Source organism: Kitasatospora sp. NPDC042419 (genome assembly GCF_056437345.1).
Window position 1 is genome coordinate 306,952 of sequence record NZ_JBWKAW010000005.1, and the last position, 17,854, is coordinate 324,805.

Below are 17,854 nucleotides of genomic sequence, written 5' to 3' on the forward strand. Positions count from 1 at the left end.
CCGGTCCGGCCGGCGGCGCGCGGCGTCCTCCGGGGAGGGGGCGGGCCGCGTGCCCGCCCCCTGCCGACCGGTCGTTCCTCCGGGGGGTTCAGACCGCGACGGCCGACCCGGTCCGGGTCAGGGTGCGGAGCAGGGCCCGCGCGGCGGCGTCGTTCTGGCGGAAGCCGGGCGAGTCGGTGCGCGGCCGGGCGAAGGCGGCGGCCGCCCGCAGGCTGGTGTGCGGGCCGAGCGCGGTGCGGCGCGGGTGCGGTCCGTCGTCGAGGGCGGGGTCGAGGAGGCGGCTGTCACCCGGCCGGATGGTGACCAGTCCGGAGCGGTGCGTGTACTCCTCGTCGGTGACGACCTCCTCGACGATGCGGCCGGTGCGGTGCAGGTCCCGCAGGAGCGGGTCCCGGGTGCGGGACAGGGCGTGCCGGGGCAGGTAGGCCTCGACCAGCGCCGTGGCGGTGACGCTGTGGCCGGGCACGGTGGCGCCGGAGGCCCGCCAGGTGCCGGTGGCCTCGTCCCGCTCGACCTTCACGCCCGCGCCGAGGAAGCGGACCACCCCGGCCTCGGAGAGCGCGAGCAGCTGGCGCAGCCGGAAGCCGGGCGGGCCGGACGCGAGGTAGCTGAAGTAGCCGAAGAACCACTCGTCGACGTCCTCGGCGACCGAGCGGGCGGTGAGGCGGCCGGAGCCGAGCACCCGGGGCAGTTGGGCGAACAGCGAGAGCAGGGCGAGGAAGGCGCCGAGGTCGGCGCTGTACGCGGGGTCGGCGCGGCGGTCGGCGTCCTCGGTGATGTAGCGGCGCAGGTGGTCCTGGAGTTCCTCGGCGGTGCCGAGTTCGACGCCGGCCAGCGGGAAGTCGAGGCGTTCGAGGTCGAGCCGGTCGGCCGGGTCGGGGACGGCCCGTTCGACGAGCTCGTCCAGTTCGGGGGAGTACCAGTCGTGGGCGTCGTAGCCGGCCAGGAACTCCGCCCAGGGCAGCGCGGTGCGCTCGGGGTGGGCGTGGAACAGCTCGTGGTAGTGGCCGAAGCCGATGTCCTTGGCCATCAGCGGCCAGGCGTCGCGCCGCAGTTCGATCGGGCCCGGCCGGTCGAGCAGGGCGTCGACGGCGGCGGCGTCGAAGTAGCGGGGGAGCGGTGCGCGCGGGCCCTGGAGCCGGTAGTCGGTCTTGGAGTGGTACGGCACCCCGCGCCGGGAGCCGACGTGGATCACCGGCTCCCGGCCGGACGGGTGGTAGACGAGGCCGCCGGTGCGGGTGCCGTCGCCGCTGCCCGGTTCGAAGCGGCCTCCGCGGCCCTCGGTGAGCAGGGCGACCAGGTCGACGAAGGCCAGCCCGAAGCCGCGCAGCACGGTGTGCTCGCCGGGGGCGATGCCGTCGAGGTCGGCGTCGGCGGAGAAGGCGGGCGGCAGGTGGTAGCGGCCGTGCCGGGCGGCGAACTCGGCGTCGGCGGAGTACCGGGGGTCCGGGGCGGAGTCGAGGTGGCCGAGGGTGAGCACGACGTGGTCGGCGGTGAGCACCCGGTCGGTGAGGTGGACCAGCTGCGGGCCGTCGGCCGGGCCCTCGACGCGGTGCGCGGTGTCCCGGTGGACGGTGACGGTGACGTGCGGCGGCAGGTCGGCGACGGCGCGGCGGAACACCCAGTCGAGGTAGGCGCTCTGGGCGCGCCGGGTGGGGAAGTCGGTGGGGTCCAGGGTGCGCAGCTCGGTCAGGACGGCGGGGTCGGGTATCGCCCGGTAGGGCTCGAACTCCTCGATGCGGGAGGCCCATTCGGCGAGCGAGGGGCCGGGCCGGACCGGGCCGTCGATGGTGGAGCGCTCGTCGGTGAACATCGTGACGTCCTCGGCCATCGAGTTCATCCGCAGCAGCGGGGACTGCTCGTGGCGCCAGATCCGGCCGGCGCCGGGCGGGTACGGGTCGACCAGGTGGATGTGCAGCGGGCTTTCGGCGGGCAGCAGTTCGGTGGCGTTGGCGGCGATCCGCTCCAGCAGTCCGGTGCCGCGCGGGCCGGCGCCGACGATGACCAGGGTGCTCGCGGCGGTCATCGGGCCGTCTCCTTCGCCGGGGTGCGGCCGGGGCCGGACCCGGGCCCGGCGGGGGTGCCGGGGCCGTCGGCGTCCGCGGCGGTGCGCAGCCGCCGGTACGCGGCCCGGGCCTTCTGCAGCGGGGTGGGCGGCAGGCCCTCCCGGGTGGCGCCCTTGGCGTAGTGCCGTTCGACGTAGTACTGGCCGACGGAGAGGACGGTGGTGATCACGATGTACCAGATGGTGGCGACCATCAGCATCGGGATGACCTGGTAGGACTGCAGGTAGACCAGCTGGACCGAGTACAGCAGGTCGGAGACGGCCAGCACGCTGATGATGCTGGTCCCCTTGAGCGCGCTGATCAGCATGTTCCCGGCGGTGGGCACGATGGAGCGCATCGCCTGCGGGACGACGATCCGCAGCAGCACCCGCCGGCGGCCGATGCCGAGCGCCGCGGCGGCCTCCAGCTGGCCGCGGTCGACGGAGAGGATCCCGCCGCGGACCACCTCGGCGGCGTACGCGGCCTCCAGCAGGGTGAGCCCGACGACGGCGGTGAGGGTGGGGCCGAAGAGGTTGACGGTCTTGACGGTGAGGAACTCCGGGCCGAACGGGATGCCGACGCCGAGGGTCGGGTAGAGCGCGCCGATGTTGAAGAAGAGCAGCAGCTGGACCAGGGCCGGGGTGGAGCGGAAGATCCAGATGTAGACCCAGCTGAGCGTGCGCAGCACCGGGTTGGTGGAGAGCCGCATGGTGGCGAGGACGGTGCCGAGCACGAAGCCGAGGGCGAGGGTGACGGCGGTCAGCCACAGGGTCAGGGTGAGCCCGTTCAGCACCGAGGTGGCGGTGAACCAGTCGGCGACCACGTCCCACTGGAACGCCTGGTTGCGGACGAGGGAGTTGGCGACCATCGCGAAGACCAGCAGGGCGACGGCGGCGGAGATCCACTGGCCGGGGCGGCGGCGGGCGACGATCCGGGCGTCGGCCGCCGCCGCGTCGGGGGCGGTGGCGGGTGGCGGTCCGGCGGGCTCGGTGAGGGCGGGGGCGGGGAGGACGTCCTGCGGGGTGGCCATGCGGAGGCTCCAGGCGGGAGGGCGGAGATGCGGGCAGGCGGGGGTACGGCGTGGTCACGTACGGCGGTCGCGGCCGGCCCGCGTCCCTCAACACGGCCGGCCCTGCACTGCACTCCTTTTCGATCGTACGCATGCGCGATCGGCGCCTGTCAAGGGTGGTGAGCCAGGGTCGCGGAGTGTGTCGCGGGGCGACAGGAGATCGCAACAGAGCGGTAATGGACGGTGGTTGACGCCGTGCGTGGTTCACTGCTCAACTTGAGCCCATGTACGCCGAGCAGCCCCTGGTCACCCGCGACCACATCGACTTCGGTCGAGTGTGGTCCGCGGCGTGTCGCGGCTGACCCGGCAGCGGGCCGTCCAGCCGGCCCCGTCCTCCTCCGGAGGGCCCTCCCTCGGTGCCCCGTCGCCCTCGACGGCGCGGGCCGGGAGAGCCGTCACTTCCTGACGGTTCGTCAGACGCGCGCTGCCGCCGCCCCCTTCCTCACCAGCTCTGCGCTCCGGCAGTCCCCCGTTCCGCCCCGGCCACCCCGGTCACCCGGCCACCGCACCGTCACGCACCCGCCCCACCGGCACCACGGCCTGGTCCTGCCACGGCCCTCTCCGGCCTGCCCACCCGCAGCCCACCGGACTGCGCACGACCCGAAAGGTTCCACCACCATGCCCGTCGAATTCCTCGGCATAGCCGCCACCGGCGACGGTTCGGAGACCACCGCCCGCACCACGGCCGCCTTCGACCGCGACTACACCCTCCGGCTGGCCCGCGCCCACGAGGACCACGGCTGGGACCGCGTGCTGTTCGCCTACGGCGCCGGCGCCCCCGATCCGGCGCCCGCCGCGGCCTTCCTCGCCGCGCACCTCGACAAGCTGCAGATCCTGCTCGCCCACCGGCCGAACGTCTCCTACCCGACCTTCGCCGCCAAGACCTTCGCCACCCTCGACCGGATCAGCGGCGGCCGGCTCACCGTCCACTTCATCACCGGCGGCAACGACCACGAGCAGCAGCGCGAGGGCGACTTCCTCACCAAGGACGAGCGGTACGCCCGCACCCGGGAGTACATCGGCATCGTCAAGAAGGCGTGGACCAGCCGGGAGCCCTTCGACCACGAGGGCGAGCACTACCGGTTCAACGACTTCGTCTCCGACGTCTTCCCGGTGCAGCAGCCGCGCCCGGGCGTCTCCTTCGGCGGCTCCTCGGAGGCGGCCTACGCGGCCGGCGGTGCCGAGGCGGACGTCTACTGCCTCTGGGGCGAGCCGCTGGCCCGGACCGCCGAGCAGATCGAGCGGGTGAAGGAGGCGGCGCGGGCCGCCGGGCGCACCGACGTGCCGCGGATCCAGGTGGCGTTCCGGCCGATCATCGCGCCGACCGAGGAGCTGGCCTGGGAGAAGGCGTACCGGACGGTCGACGCGATCAAGGCCCGCAGGGAGAGCGGCGAGCTGATCCGCCGGGGCCGCCCGCAGGGCGCCGCCCCGGAGAACACCGGCTCCCAGCGCCTGCTGGAGATCGCCGAGGCCGGCGAGCGCTACGACCGCGCGCTCTGGACCCCGACCGCCGCCGCCACCGGCGGGGCCGGCAACTCCAACGCGCTGGTCGGCACCCCGGAGACGGTCGCCCAGGCGCTGCTCGACTACTACGACCTCGGCGTGGACATCCTCTCCGCGCGCGGCTACGACCTGGTCGGCGACACCATCGACTTCGGCCGCCACGTGATCCCGATCGTCCGCGAGGAGGTGGCCAAGCGGGACGCCGAGAGGGCGGCCCGGGCCGACCGGGCGGAGCGCGACCGGCAACAGCTGATCGCGGTGCAGGCATGAGCGGCGCCCGGCCAGGGACCGGCCTCGACGTCGAGGTCCGCCGGGTCGCCGTCGACGACCCGCTCGTCGAACCGCTGCTGCGCGAACTCACCGAGGAGTACGTCAACCGGTACGGGCCGTCCGCGCACAGCGAGATGACCCGCTTCCCGGCCGACAGCTGGACCGAACCGCACGGCGTGCTGCTGCTCCTGCTGGAGGACGGCGAGCCGGTGGCCGGCGGCGCGTACAAGCGCTACGACGAGCGGACCGCCGAGGTGAAGCGGATGTGGACGCACTCCGCGCACCGCCGCCGGGGCCTGGCCCGCCGGGTGCTGGTCGAGCTGGAGCGGGCCGCCGCGGCGGTCGGCTACCGCCGGATCTACCTCACCACCGGGCCGCTCCAGCCGGAGGCCAAGGGGCTCTACCTGGCGACCGGCTACACCCCGCTGTTCGACGTCACCGCCGACCCGCTGACGATCGGCCCGCTGCCGTTCGAGAAGCACCTGCCGTGAGCGTGACCGTGTCCGTGACCGCCGGACCCGGCCGCACCCCGCACCCGCGCCCTACCCCGCACCCGCTCCGCACCCCGCACCTCCCGAAAGGCACCGCACCCGTGAGAACCACCACCGTCCGCCGCCGCCTGCTCGCGACGACCGCCCTCCTGCCGGTCCTGGCGCTGGCCGCGTGCGGGTCGGACCCGAAGACCGCCACGCCGGGCGCCGGCGGGCAGGCCGCCTCCGCCGCCGCCGAGGACCTGATCTCCGGCATCAAGAAGTCGGACACCGCGGCCGCGCTGCTGCCCGCCGACGTCCGCTCCGCCGGGACGGTGAAGTTCGGCTCCTCGTTCGGGGCCCCGCCCGCCGCGTTCTACGTCGACCAGGCCACCAAGAAGGCGGCCGGGGTGGACATCGACTTCACCGACGCGGTGGCCAAGGTGCTCGGCCTGACGGTGCAGCGCGAGGAAGCCGCCTTCGAGACCATCCTGCCCGCGCTGGGCAGCGGCAAGTACGACGTCGGCACCGGCAACTTCGGCGTCACCACGGCCCGGCTGAAGACCATCGACTTCGTCACCTACATCGACGACGGCCAGGGCTTCTCGGTCAAGAAGGACAACACGAGCATCCAGCCGGTCACCGACCTGGTCCAGCTGTGCGGCCTGACCGTCGGCACCGGCGCCGGCACCACCTTCGAGACGACCCTCAACGCCAAGAAGAACGTCTGCACCGACGCGGGCAAGAAGCCCTACGAGGTGAAGGCGTTCAGCGACACCGGTGCCGTGCTGACCAGCCTCCAGCAGGGCCGGGTGGACATCCAGATGTCCACCATCAACGGGCTGCGCTACCAGGCCTCCCAGGAGGCGTCCGGGACGAAGTTCCTCGGCGAGTTCCACCGGCTGGACGTCGGCTTCGCGTTCAAGAAGGGCTCCCCGCTCACCCCCGCGTTCCAGGCGGCGGTCAACCAGCTGATCAAGGACGGCAGCTACGAGCGGATCCTGAAGAAGTGGGGGGTGACCGACTCGGCCATCAAGGAGTCCCAGATCAGCCCGCCCGAGCACGCGTGACCCCCTGTCCGGGCCCCGGGCCCCTTGGAGGAATCCCACCATGACCGTCACCACCACCCCGGCCGTCCTCGGCAAGTCCGCGGGCAGACCGGCCGCCGCCCCGCTCGACATCGGCGAACTGGCCGGGCTGCGCACCGTCCGCGCCCGGCACCCCTGGCGCTGGGCCGCCGGCCTCGGCGCCCTCGTCGTCCTCGCCCAGTTCGCCCACGGGCTGGCCACCAACCCCGGCTGGGACTGGGCGACCTTCCGGGTCTACTTCTCCGCAGACACCATCCTGCGCGCGGTCGGCCGGACCGTCGAACTCACCGCCTACGGCACCCTGCTGGGCTTCCTGCTGGGCGCCGTGGTGGCCGCGATGCGGCTCTCCCGCAGCGCGATCCTGCAGACCATCGCCTGGGCCTACGTCTGGGCGTTCCGCTCGATCCCGCTGATCGTCCAGCTGGTCTTCTGGTTCAACCTGTCGTACCTCTACAAGCGGTTCGGCGTCGGCATCCCGTTCGGCCCGACCTTCGGCGACTTCGAGACGGTCGGCGTGCTGGGCGCGCTCGGCGCGGCCGTGCTCGGCCTCGGGCTGCACCAGGCCGCGTTCGCCGCCGAGATCATCCGCGGCGGCATCATCGCCGTCGACGCCGGCCAGCGCGAGGCCGCCGCCGCCCTGGGCGTGCCGCGCTGGCGCCAGGCCTGGCGGATCGTGCTGCCGCAGGCGATGCGCGGCATCCTGCCGTCCGCCGCCAACGAGGTGATCTCGCTCTTCAAGGGCACCTCGGTGGTCTACGTGATGGCCATCGGCGAGCTCTTCTACCAGGTGCAGGTGGTCTACGGCCGCACCGGCCGGGTGGTGCCGATGCTGATGGTCGCCACCGTCTGGTACGTGCTGCTCACCACCGTGCTGTCGATCGGCCAGTACTACGTCGAGCGCTACTTCGCCCGGGGCGCCGACCGCAACCCGCCGCCCACCCCGCTCCAGCGGGCCCGGGCCTTCGCCCGCGGCCTGCGCGCCCGCACCGGCCCCCCGGGGACCGGCCCCGCCGAGACCGCCCCCGGAGGACGCTCGTGACCACCACCGTCAAGGAACCCGCCACCGCCGGGGGGCCCATGGTGCAGGTCCGCGGCCTGTACAAGAGCTTCGGCCCGCAGACCGTGCTGCGCGGCGTCGACCTCGACGTCCCGGTCGGCTCGGTGACCGTGGTGCTCGGCCCGTCCGGCTCCGGCAAGTCCACCCTGCTGCGCTCGATCAACCACCTGGAGAAGGTGGACAAGGGCTTCGTGGCGATCGACGGCGAGCTGATCGGCTACCGCCGGTCCGGGGACCGGCTGCACGAGCTGAAGGAGCGCGAGGTCCTGCGGCAGCGGACCAACATCGGCTTCGTCTTCCAGAACTTCAACCTCTTCCCGCACCTGACCGTGCTGGAGAACATCGTCGAGGCGCCGGTCAGCGCGCTGCGCCGGCCCAAGGCCGAGGCCAGGGCGCGGGCGCTGGAGCTGCTCGGCCGGGTCGGCCTGGCCGACCGGGCGGACGCCTACCCGCGCCAGCTCTCCGGCGGCCAGCAGCAGCGGGTGGCGATCGCCCGGGCGCTGGCACTGGACCCGAAGGTGCTGCTCTTCGACGAGCCGACCTCGGCCCTCGACCCGGAGCTGGTCGGCGAGGTGCTCGACGTCATCAAGGACCTCGCCCTGGGCGGCACCACGATGATCGTGGTCACCCACGAGATCGGCTTCGCCCGCGAGGTCGCCGACACCGTGGTCTTCATGGACGACGGCGTGGTGGTCGAACAGGGCCCGCCGGCGGCCGTCCTCGACGACCCGCAGCACGAGCGGACCAGGGCCTTCCTGGCCAAGGTCCTCTGACGCCCCCTCCCGGGCAACCCTCCCGAGCAACCCCCTTCCACCCCGCAGGAGTTCCGCCATGTCCCTACCCCGTCGCGCCCTCGTGACCGCCGCCGCCGCGCTCGCCGCCGCCCTCACCCTGGCCGCCTGCGGAAGCTCCTCGGACGCCGCGGCGGAACTCGCCCCCGCGAAGGGCAGCACCGCTCCGAACGGCACCACGGTCAACCTGACCCCGAACCAGAACCGGGTGACCACGCCGAAGGTCGACGCCATCGCGGCGCTGGTGCCGGAGGAGATCAGAAAGCGCGGCACACTGACCGTGGTCGACTCGCTCGGCACCACCCCGCCGCTGGACTTCTACGCCAACGACGACAAGACGATCATCGGCGTCGAGCCCGACCTCGCCTCGCTGATCGGCAACGTGCTCGGCCTCAAGGTCGAGTTCAACCCGGTCTCCTGGGAGAACATCTTCGTCGGCCTGGACAGCGGCAAGTACGACGTCGGCATCTCCAACATCACCGTCACCGAGGCCCGCAAGGAGAAGTACGACTTCGCCACCTACCGCCTGGACATCCTCGGATTCGAGGCGAAGAAGGGCAGCGGCTGGAAGGTCACCGGGCCCAAGGACATCGCCGGCAAGACCGTCGCCGTCTCCTCCGGCACCAACCAGGAGAAGCTGCTGATCTCCTGGAACGAGGAGAACGTCAAGAACGGCCTGAAGGCCGCCGACATCAAGTACTTCCAGAGCTCCTCCGACTACTACCTGGCGCTCTCCTCCGGCCGGATCGACGCCTACGTCGGCCCCAACCCGGTGGCCGCCTTCCACGGCGTGCAGACCGGCGAGACCGAGGTGATCGGCACCTACTCGGGCGGCGGCGCGGACGTCCTCGGCAAGATCGGGGCCACCACGAAGAAGGACAGCGGCCTGGTCCAGGCGCTCAACGGCGCGATCAACGAGGTCATCAAGAACGGCACCTACGGACAGGTCCTGAAGCGCTGGGGGCTGGACGCGGAGGCCGTCCCGACGTCCGAGATCAACCCGGTCGGCCTGCCCAAGCCCAAGCCCTGACCCGTTCACCTCCACGCCTTCCCCCACCGCTATCGTGACCCGGTCAGGATGAACGGCGTTCGAATCCGGCGGACTTGGGGGAAGGCATGAAGGCGGACGATGTCGTGGGCGGCCGCTACCGGCTGGACCGGGAGCTCGGGCAGGGCGGCTTCGGTGTGGTGTGGGCCGCCTACGACGAGACCATCGGCCGGCCGGTCGCGCTCAAGGTGCTCTCCGAGGAGAAGGCCAGCGACGAGGAGGCGGTCAGCAGGTTCATCCGCGAGGCCAAGACCGTCGGCGGCCTCTCCAACCCGCACATCGTCACCCTGCACGACTACGGCCGGGTGCAGGACGGCCCCCGGTGGACCCACTACCTGGTGATGGAACTCGTCCGGGGCCGCCCGCTCTCCGCGCTGCTCCGCGACGGCACCCCCGACCCGGCGGTCTCCCTCAAGTGGATGCGGCAGGTCTGCAAGGCGCTGGACGCCGCGCACCGCTCGGGCGTGGTGCACCGGGACATCAAGCCCGAGAACATCATGATCGCCGACACCGGCGAGGCCAAGGTGCTGGACTTCGGCATCGCCCGTCTGCTCACCCAGTCCGGCAGCGGGCTCACCTCCACCGGCGTGGTCATCGGCACCCCGCCGTACCTGGCGCCCGAGTGCTGGGCCGGCGGGCGGATCGACGGCCGGGCCGACCTGTACGCGCTCGGCGTGCTGCTCTACCAGCTCTGCAGCGGCCGCCGCCCGTTCAACGCGGGCTCGGCGGTCACCATGATGTTCCAGCACCTCAACGAGGCCCCGCCGCCGCCGCGCACCGCCGACCCGGCGCTCGACCGGCTGGTCCTGCAACTGCTCGCCAAGGAGCCGGCCGACCGGCCCGCCGACGCGGCCGAGGTCCGCCGCCGGCTGCGGGACATCAGGCTCGGCCCCGACCCGGAGCAGCTGCGGACCAGGGCCGACGACGCCTGGCGGCGCGGCGCGGCCGGCTCGCCGGAGCGGGCCGTCGAGCAGCTGAGGGCGCTGATCCCCGAGTTCGCCCGGGCCTTCGGCGCGGCCGACCCGCGGACCCTGCGGACCTGCCACGACCTGGCGCTCTGGCTGGCCCGCTCGGGCAGTCCGGGGGCGGCCGTCGCGCTGCTGCGCGAACTGGTCCCGGCCCTGGACGGCCACGAGCGGGCCCGCGCCGACGTCGAACGCGACCTGGACCGCTGGGAGCGCGAGACCGTCCTCGCGGGCCCCGGCCCGGTGCGGCCGCTAGTGCTGGCCGAGCTGCTCGACGGCACGCCGCAGCACGGCTGAGCCGTCCTCGACGACCGGGTCGCCGTGCCCGAACAGCACCGTCCGGGAGTCCAGCGCGGCCAGCCGGCGGAACGACCCGACGGCCAGCTCCGGATCGGTGTTGAAGATGCCGGGCATGGTCCGGCCGTCCACGTTGGCCGCGATGTCCCCGGTGAACAGCACTCCGGGGCCGGGCAGGTGCAGCGCGATCGAGCCGTCGGTGTGCCCCGGCACGTGCACCACCACCGCGCCGCCGCCGAAGCCGAGCACCTCGCCGTCCTCGACCTCGCGGTGCACCTCGCACGGCGGGGCCGGGGGCCGCGGCGGCAGGCTGTCCCAGATCTGCTGCTCGAAGGGGCTCAGCACGAACGGCGCGGGCTCCTGCTCGCCCCGGATCACGGGGGCCTCCAGCCTGTGCGCGACGACCTCGGCGCCCAGCCGCTTCGCCAGCTCGGCCGCCGAGCCGGTGTGGTCCTCGTGGTGGTGGGTGAGCACGACGGTGCGCAGCGCGGCCGGGTCGGCGCCGACGGCGCGGATCGCCGCCTCGATCGCGTCGGCCTGGCCGGCGATGCCGGTGTCGACCAGGGTGAGCGTGCCGTCCTCGTCGCGCCAGAGGTAGACGGTGCCGAAGTCGAGTGTGATCAGGGTCAGTTCGGGGCGTATCCGGGTGGTCTCCATGCTCGGATCCTGGACCGGCGGGTGACCGTTCACTCCTGCTGTTCGCCCTGGGCGTGGGGTTTTCGCCGTCGGCGGACCGCCGCGCGGGCGGGGTGTCCACCGTACGGGCGGGGTGTCAGCGGGGTGTCAACCGTGCGGGCGCCCGAGAACGCGCCGCCCGGCCTGTGCGGGTTGGGAGGATTTCGCCGACCGGGACGGTCTGGTCCCGGGGTGCGGGCCGTTGATATACCTCGCAGACAAGAGGCCGGCGCGGTCCGTGACCGCCCCGGTGAGCTGCGACGAACTTGATGGTGAGGCTCAGATGAAGCTCCTCCGTGTCGGCCCGCCGGGCGCCGAGCGCCCGGTCGTGCTGGGCCAGGACGGCACCGCGTACGACCTCTCCGGGGTGACCCCGGACATCGACGGCGGGTTCCTCGCCGGGCTGGACGCCGCCGCGCTGGCCGAACTGGCCGGAGCGACGGCCGCCGGGCGGCTGCCGCTCGCCGACATCGCCGGCCGGCGGGTCGGTGCGCCGGTCGCCCGGCCGGGCAAGGTGGTCGGCATCGGCCTCAACTACCGCGACCACGCGGCCGAGGCCGGCGCGGCGATCCCGGACGAGCCGGTGATCTTCCTCAAGCCGAGCTCCACCGTGGTCGGCCCGTACGACGAGGTGCTGGTGCCGCGCGGCGGCGAGAAGACCGACTACGAGGCCGAACTGGCCGTGGTGATCGGCCGTACCGCCCGCTACCTGGAGGACCACGCTGCGGCGGCCGGGGTGATCGCCGGGTACACGATCGCCAACGACGTCACCGAGCGGGCCTTCCAGTTCGAGCGCGGCGGCCAGTGGGACAAGGGGAAGTCGGCGGAGACCTTCACCCCGCTCGGGCCCTGGCTGGTCACCGCGGACGAGGTGGCGGACCCGCAGCGGCTGCCGCTGCGGCTCTGGGTCAACGGCGAGCTGCGGCAGGACGGTTCCACCGGGCAGATGGTCTTCCCGGTGCTGGAGCTGATCCGGTACGCGAGCCAGTTCATGGTGCTGGAGCCGGGCGACGTCGTCGTCACCGGCACCCCCGCCGGCGTCACCCTCGGCCGCCCCGGCACGCCGTTCCTGACGCCGGGCGACGTCGTCGAGATCGAGATCGACGGGCTCGGCCGGCAGCGCCAGGTGCTCGGCAAGGCCTGACCGCCGCGCGCCCGACCCCGGGCACGGGGGTCGGGCTCCTACGGCGCGAGCACCGCCCTGGGGTGCGAGCACTGCCCTACGGCGCGAGCACCGCCCGCAGCCGCGCGGTCCGCGGCGAGTCCGCGCCCTCCAGGGCCAGCAGCGAGGTCAGCACCCCGGCGGTCTGCGGATCGTGCAGCGCCGTCGCCGCGGCCATCGCCACGAACTGGTCCACCAGCCACTCCCGCAGCTCGGCGACCGGCAGCACCCGCCCCTCGTCCAGCCAGCTCAGCGAGGCGCCCTCGACCACCGAGATCCACGAGCGCACCAGCATGGTCAGCCGCGGCCCGGCCTCGCGCACCCCGAGGTGCCGCAGCGTCCGCTTCAGCGCGGCCCGCCGGACGTCGTCCACGATCGCCGAGGTCCGCGCCGTCTCCACCACCGAACCGCCCCGCAGCAGCGCCGAGTAGCCGGCGCCGTGCTCCTCGACGAACGCGAAGTACCGCTCCAGCACGGCCGCCAGCTGCTCGGTCGGGGTGCCGGCGAGCGGCACCGCGAACCGGCCGGTCAGCTCCTCGGCCGCGCTGCGCAGCGCGGCCTCGTACAGCTGCTGCTTGCCGCCCGCGAAGTAGCGGTACACCAGCGGCCGGGAGGCCCCGGCGGCCTCCGCCACGTCGTCCAGCCCGACCTCCTCGGGCGGCCGGGTGGCGAACAGCTCCAGCGCCACCGCGATCAGCTGCTCCCGCCGCTGCTGCACCGGCAGCCGCCGGTACCCGGCACGCCGCGGCCGGGCCGGCTCGGGGGCGGGCGGGACGGGCGCTGAGCTGGCTTCCATGCCGGTCAGCGTAACCGCCGCCGGCCGGATCGGATCCGGGCGTGCACCGATCTTCCGAACGGACGTTTGCGGCCGCCCCGGGGCCGGAGCCGATCGGAACGGTCCGGAGGCGGGCAGCCGCGCGACCACCGAGGATGGAGCCCGACGGTCGCCGTACGGCCGCCGCACGGAGGAGGCCCGCCGGATGGCGCAGACGCTGGAGCGGCCGAGCCGGGCCCGCAGGCTGCTCGGGCTGCCGCGGGCGGTGTGGCGGTGGGTCCGCTCGGCGCCCGGGACGTACCTGTGGCTGCTGGTCCTGGCCGTCACCAGTTTCGTGGTGGCGCGGATGGACCCGGCGAGCCTGGACTGGTTCCTGGCGGCCCGTTCGACCAACCTCGACCAGCTGCGCTCGCGGCCGGTGCACGCCCTGGTGGCCAGCGCGCTCTGGACGGAGCAGGCGAGCTGGCCGCTGTACCTCGTCCTCTTCACGCTCTTCCACGCCAACGCCGAGCGCTGGCTGGGCACGCTGCGCTGGTTCACGGTGGCCGCCACCTCGCACGTGCTGGCCACCGTGGTGAGCGAGGGCCTGGTGGCCTGGGGGATCGTCCGGGGCAGTGTGCAGCGGAGCATGGCGGACACCGTGGACGTCGGCGTCTCGTACGCGCTGGCCGGGGTGGTCGCCGTGCTCACCTACCGGTTCGCCGGCCGCTGGCGCCTGCTGTACGGGGGAGGGGTGCTGCTGTTCTACTCGGTGCCGCTGGCGGTCTCGCACACGTTCACGGATCTCGGGCACTTCAGCGCCGTCCTGATCGGCCTGTGCTTCTTCCGCTTCGCGCGCGGACGGCCGCTCTGGGACCCGGGTCCGGCGCTGCGGCGGTGGTGGTCGCGCCGCCTGCCGGGGTGAACGGTCCCGAACGGTCAGGCGAAAACCGGGCGTTCGTCCGAATTGGCCGGTCCATGCCACCGGTGAGGGGCTTGCAAACGGCCCCGGCCGCGAAATGATGTCCGGATGGCTGAACTGATCACCTCCGACGGCACCACCCCCCGCCGTATCGCCGACGACCACGTGCGGGAGCTCGCGGAGCTCGACCCGCTGACCGCGGTGTACCTGGGCCTCAACCCCGAGGACGACCGCCTCCCCGACCTCTCCCCGGCCGGCGCCGGGGCGATCGCCGCGCTCGGCCGCCGCACCCTCGCCCGGCTCGGCGAGGCGGAGGCGGCGCTCGACGCGGCCGAGGCGTCCGGCGCCCCCCGGGACGAGGCCGAACGGCGCTGCGCCCGCCTGCTGCGGGAGCGGCTCACCGCGGAACTCGCCGTGCACGAGGCGGGGGAGGAGTACCGGGCGGTTCGCAACCTGGGCTCGCCGGTGCACAACGTGCGCGAGGTCTTCACCCTCATGCCCACCGACACCGACGAGCAGTGGCAGGTGATCGGCCGCCGCATCGCCCGGGTGCCGGCCGCGCTGGCCGGGTACCGCGAGACCCTGGTCGAGGGCATCGAGCGCGGTCTGCTCTCCGGTCCCCGGCAGGTGGTCACCGTGGTCGGTCAGCTGGGCGAGTGGCTGGAGGGCGACGTGCCGGGCGGGTGGTTCGGCGAGCTGGTCCGGGAGGCTCCCGAGCCGCTGCGCGCGGGCCTCACCGAGCACGCCGTCGCGGCCGCCGAGGCGCTCGCCGGGCTGCGCGACTGGCTGCGCGACCACTACGCGCCGGCCGCCGCCGGCGCGCCCGACGCCGTCGGCCGCGAGCGCTACACCCGCTGGGTCCGCTACTGGACCGGCGCGGACCTCGACCTCGACGAGGCGTACGCGTGGGCCTGGCGGGAGTTCCACGACCTCGACGCCCAGATGCGGGTCGAGGCCGAGAAGGTGCGCCCCGGCTCCGCCCCGATGGAGGCGATGAAGTGGCTGGAGAGCGACGGCCCCGCGCAGCACGGCGCGGAGGCCGCCCGCAGCTACCTCCAGGGCCAGATGGACCGGGCGATCGCCGACCTCCAGGGCACCCACTTCGACCTGGCCGAGCCGCTCACCAAGGTCGAGTCGATGATCGCCCCGGCCGGCAGCGCCGCGGCGCCGTACTACACCGCGCCCTCGCTGGACTTCACCCGCCCCGGACGCACCTGGCTGCCCACCCTGGGCCGTGAGCGCTTCCCGGAGTGGGACCTCGTCTCGACCTGGTACCACGAGGGCGTCCCGGGCCACCACCTGCAGCTCGCGCAGTGGAACTACGTCGCGGACCGGCTCTCCACCTACCAGGTCAGCGTCGGCGGGGTGAGCGCCAACCTGGAGGGCTGGGCGCTGTACGCCGAGCGCCTGATGGACGAGCTCGGCTACCTGACCGACCCGGGCCACCGGCTGGGCTACCTCAACGCCCAGATGATGCGGGCGCTGCGGGTCATCGTCGACATCGGCATGCACGCGGGCCTGGACTTCCCGGCGGACTCGCCGTACCGGCCGGGCGAGCGGGTCGAGCCGGACGCCGCGCGCGAGTTCTTCGGCCTGTACTGCGGGCTGTCGTCGGACGTCCTGGACAGCGAGCTGGTCCGCTACCTGGGGATGCCGGGCCAGGCGATCGGCTACAAGCTGGGCGAGCGCGCCTGGCTGCGCGGGCGGGCGGCCGCCCGGGCGGCGCACGAGGCGCGCGGCGAGGTGTTCGACCTCAAGGCCTGGCACATGGCGGCGCTGTCGCAGGGCTCGCTGGGCCTGGACGACCTGGTCGCGGAGCTGTCGGCGCTGTAGCCGGCCGGCGCCGCGCCGTCGGCGCACTGTCGGCGCGGGACCGTTCGGCGGGCCCCCGGGGAGCATCCCCGGGGGCCCGCCGCCGTTGCGGCACCCGCCCCGGGGCCGGTCCCAGGACCCGTTCCGGTGCCGGTGCCGGGGCCGGTCCCGAGGCAGGTTCCGGGGCGTCCGACCTCCGGCCCGGGACCGCTCGGCCTCCGGTCCCGGGCCTCTGGTTCTTTGGTCCCATTTCACCCGATTTGGTGATGTTTTTCCTTGCCATCCGTCCTGGCTCGCGTTTGGCTTGAAGACGACTGCGTGACCTCTCCGCACCCCTCCGGAAAGGCTCCCCGTGTCTTCCACAGCTGCCACTCGTCACGAGACGCCGGACCCCCGCCGCTGGTGGGCCCTGGCGGTCATCGCCATCGCCCAGCTGATGATCGTCCTCGACATCACCATCGTGAACATCGCCCTGCCATCGGCCCAGAAGGACCTCGGCATATCCGACGCCGACCGGCAGTGGGTGATCACCGCCTACACCCTGGCGTTCGGCGGCCTGCTGCTGCTCGGCGGCCGGCTCGGCGACCTCTACGGCCGCAAACGCGTCTTCACCATCGGCCTGCTCGGCTTCGCCCTCGCCTCCGCGGTCGGCGGTGCCGCGAGCGGACCGGAGATGCTGTTCGCGGCCCGGGCCCTCCAGGGCGCCTTCGGCGCGCTGCTCGCGCCCTCGGCCCTGGGGCTGCTCTCCACCACCTTCTCCGACCCGAAGGAGCGGAGCACCGCGTTCGGCATCTTCGGAGCGATCGCCGGCGGCGGCGCCGCGATCGGCCTGCTGCTCGGCGGACTCCTCACCGAGTACCTGAACTGGCGCTGGTGCCTGTTCGTCAACACCCCGATCGCGATCGCGACCGCCTTCGCCGCCTTCTCCGTCCTGTCCCGCGACCACATCTCCAAGGGGAAGCGGGTCAAGCTCGACCTGCCGGGCGCCGTGCTCGGCTGCGGCGGCCTGCTCGCCATCGTGTTCGGCATGTCCGAGGCGGTGAGCCGGGGCTGGGGCGACTGGCTGGTCCTGGGCTCGCTGGTGTTCGGCGTCGCCCTGCTCGGCGTGTTCGTCCTGGTCGAGAAGCGGACCCCGCACGCACTGCTGCCGCTGCACATCGTCGCCGAGCGGAACCGCGGCGGCGGCGCGCTGTCGGTCGGCCTGGCCATGGTCGGCATGTTCGGCCTGTTCCTGTTCCTGACCTACTACCTCCAGGTCATCAAGGGCTTCTCGCCGGTGATGTCGGGCGTCTCCTTCCTGCCGATGACCGCCGCCATCGTGATCGGCTCCACCGCCATCTCGGCCAGGCTGATGACCAGGGTGCCGTCCCGCAACCTGATCGGCCCCGGGCTGCTGCTCGCGGCCGCCGGCATGGCCTGGCTGACCCAGATGAAGGTGGACAGCCCCTGGGTCGGCATGGTGCTGCCCGCCGAACTCCTGCTGGGCTTCGGCATGGGCCTGGTCTTCATGCCGTCGATGAGCCTGGCCACCCTCGGGGTCGCGCCCAACGAGGCAGGCGCGGCCTCGGCCACCATCAACTCGGCCCAGCAGGTGGGCGGCTCCTTCGGCACCGCGCTGCTCAACACCATCGCGGCCAGCGCCACCGCGAGCTACCTCGCCACCCGGATCGGCTCCGATCCGGGGGTCCAGGCCCAGGGCGCGGTGCACGGCTACGTGGTGGCCACCTGGGTGGCGATGGGCATCCTGCTGGTGGCCGCGCTGATCGCGTTCGTGATGATCGACCACCGGCCGGCACCGGGTGAGGCCACCGGCGCCGTGGACGGCACCGCCGAGGCCCCCGCCACGGCGGGCGCGCAGGCGCCGGACCAGCGGCAGCGCGCCTCCTGAGGCGATCCGCCGAGGCCCGCCGCGAGGTCACGCAGTCA

The 17,854-nt window shown here is 73.5% G+C and carries 15 protein-coding genes; 11 read left to right on the forward strand and 4 right to left on the reverse strand.

Annotated features, from left to right (window positions below; all coding sequences use genetic code 11):
• Positions 1-88 precede the first annotated feature (88 nt).
• Together AC067J_RS13475 and AC067J_RS13480 are read right to left on the reverse strand one after the other, a co-directional pair.
• Entirely contained in the window at positions 89-2,026 is a 1,938-nt protein-coding gene (locus AC067J_RS13475; RefSeq protein ID WP_478298640.1) for an FAD/NAD(P)-binding protein, read from the reverse strand.
• Positions 2,023-3,075: an amino acid ABC transporter permease gene (locus AC067J_RS13480; RefSeq protein ID WP_478298642.1), complete on the reverse strand. Its 1,053-nt coding sequence runs from the start codon at positions 3,073-3,075 to the stop codon at positions 2,023-2,025. Before AC067J_RS13480 ends, AC067J_RS13475 begins: the two co-directional genes overlap by 4 nt.
• A gap of 657 nt (positions 3,076-3,732) precedes the next feature.
• Between AC067J_RS13480 and AC067J_RS13485 the strand changes: the two genes are divergently transcribed.
• The 7 genes from AC067J_RS13485 (at position 3,733) to AC067J_RS13515 (ending at position 10,603) form a co-directional block, all read left to right on the forward strand.
• Positions 3,733-4,887: an LLM class flavin-dependent oxidoreductase gene (locus tag AC067J_RS13485; protein ID WP_478298644.1), complete on the forward strand. Its 1,155-nt coding sequence runs from the start codon at positions 3,733-3,735 to the stop codon at positions 4,885-4,887.
• Positions 4,884-5,378: a GNAT family N-acetyltransferase gene (locus tag AC067J_RS13490; RefSeq protein ID WP_478298646.1), complete on the forward strand. Its 495-nt coding sequence runs from the start codon at positions 4,884-4,886 to the stop codon at positions 5,376-5,378. The genes AC067J_RS13485 and AC067J_RS13490 overlap by 4 nt, the downstream gene beginning before the upstream one ends.
• 101 nt (positions 5,379-5,479) lie before the next feature.
• A complete protein-coding gene (locus tag AC067J_RS13495; protein WP_478298648.1) occupies positions 5,480-6,427 on the forward strand; it encodes an ABC transporter substrate-binding protein in 948 nt (315 codons plus the stop codon).
• Positions 6,428-6,467: 40 nt separating this feature from the next.
• Complete coding sequence (locus AC067J_RS13500) at positions 6,468-7,484, forward strand: amino acid ABC transporter permease (RefSeq protein ID WP_478298650.1); 1,017 nt, start codon at positions 6,468-6,470, stop codon at positions 7,482-7,484.
• A gap of 38 nt (positions 7,485-7,522) precedes the next feature.
• Positions 7,523-8,275: an amino acid ABC transporter ATP-binding protein gene (locus AC067J_RS13505; RefSeq protein ID WP_478298968.1), complete on the forward strand. Its 753-nt coding sequence runs from the start codon at positions 7,523-7,525 to the stop codon at positions 8,273-8,275.
• 58 nt (positions 8,276-8,333) lie between these two features.
• On the forward strand, positions 8,334-9,323 hold the full coding sequence (locus AC067J_RS13510) for an ABC transporter substrate-binding protein (RefSeq protein WP_478298652.1): 990 nt from the start codon (positions 8,334-8,336) through the stop codon (positions 9,321-9,323).
• A gap of 86 nt (positions 9,324-9,409) precedes the next feature.
• Positions 9,410-10,603 (forward strand): serine/threonine-protein kinase, encoded by a 1,194-nt coding sequence (locus tag AC067J_RS13515; RefSeq protein ID WP_478298654.1) that lies wholly within the window; start codon positions 9,410-9,412, stop codon positions 10,601-10,603.
• Here AC067J_RS13515 and AC067J_RS13520 read toward each other — a convergent pair.
• A complete protein-coding gene (locus AC067J_RS13520) occupies positions 10,559-11,260 on the reverse strand; it encodes an MBL fold metallo-hydrolase (protein ID WP_478298656.1) in 702 nt (233 codons plus the stop codon). The genes AC067J_RS13515 and AC067J_RS13520 overlap by 45 nt on opposite strands.
• A gap of 301 nt (positions 11,261-11,561) precedes the next feature.
• Here AC067J_RS13520 and AC067J_RS13525 point away from each other — a divergent pair, with 301 nt between their 5' ends.
• Positions 11,562-12,422, forward strand: a complete 861-nt coding sequence (locus tag AC067J_RS13525) for a fumarylacetoacetate hydrolase family protein (protein ID WP_478298658.1) — start codon at positions 11,562-11,564, stop codon at positions 12,420-12,422.
• A 76-nt stretch (positions 12,423-12,498) separates the two neighbouring features.
• Here the strand turns inward: AC067J_RS13525 and AC067J_RS13530 are convergent, their stop codons facing one another.
• Entirely contained in the window at positions 12,499-13,236 is a 738-nt protein-coding gene (locus AC067J_RS13530; RefSeq protein WP_478298660.1) for a TetR/AcrR family transcriptional regulator, read from the reverse strand.
• A gap of 184 nt (positions 13,237-13,420) precedes the next feature.
• Between AC067J_RS13530 and AC067J_RS13535 the strand changes: the two genes are divergently transcribed.
• The 3 genes from AC067J_RS13535 to AC067J_RS13545 all read left to right on the forward strand — a co-directional run bounded on the left by AC067J_RS13535 (position 13,421) and on the right by AC067J_RS13545 (position 17,816).
• Entirely contained in the window at positions 13,421-14,119 is a 699-nt protein-coding gene (locus AC067J_RS13535; protein WP_478298662.1) for a rhomboid-like protein, read from the forward strand.
• 105 nt (positions 14,120-14,224) lie between these two features.
• Positions 14,225-15,949, forward strand: a complete 1,725-nt coding sequence (locus tag AC067J_RS13540) for a DUF885 domain-containing protein (RefSeq protein ID WP_478298664.1) — start codon at positions 14,225-14,227, stop codon at positions 15,947-15,949.
• A 415-nt stretch (positions 15,950-16,364) separates the two neighbouring features.
• Entirely contained in the window at positions 16,365-17,816 is a 1,452-nt protein-coding gene (locus AC067J_RS13545; protein WP_478298970.1) for an MFS transporter, read from the forward strand.
• Positions 17,817-17,854 lie beyond the last annotated feature (38 nt).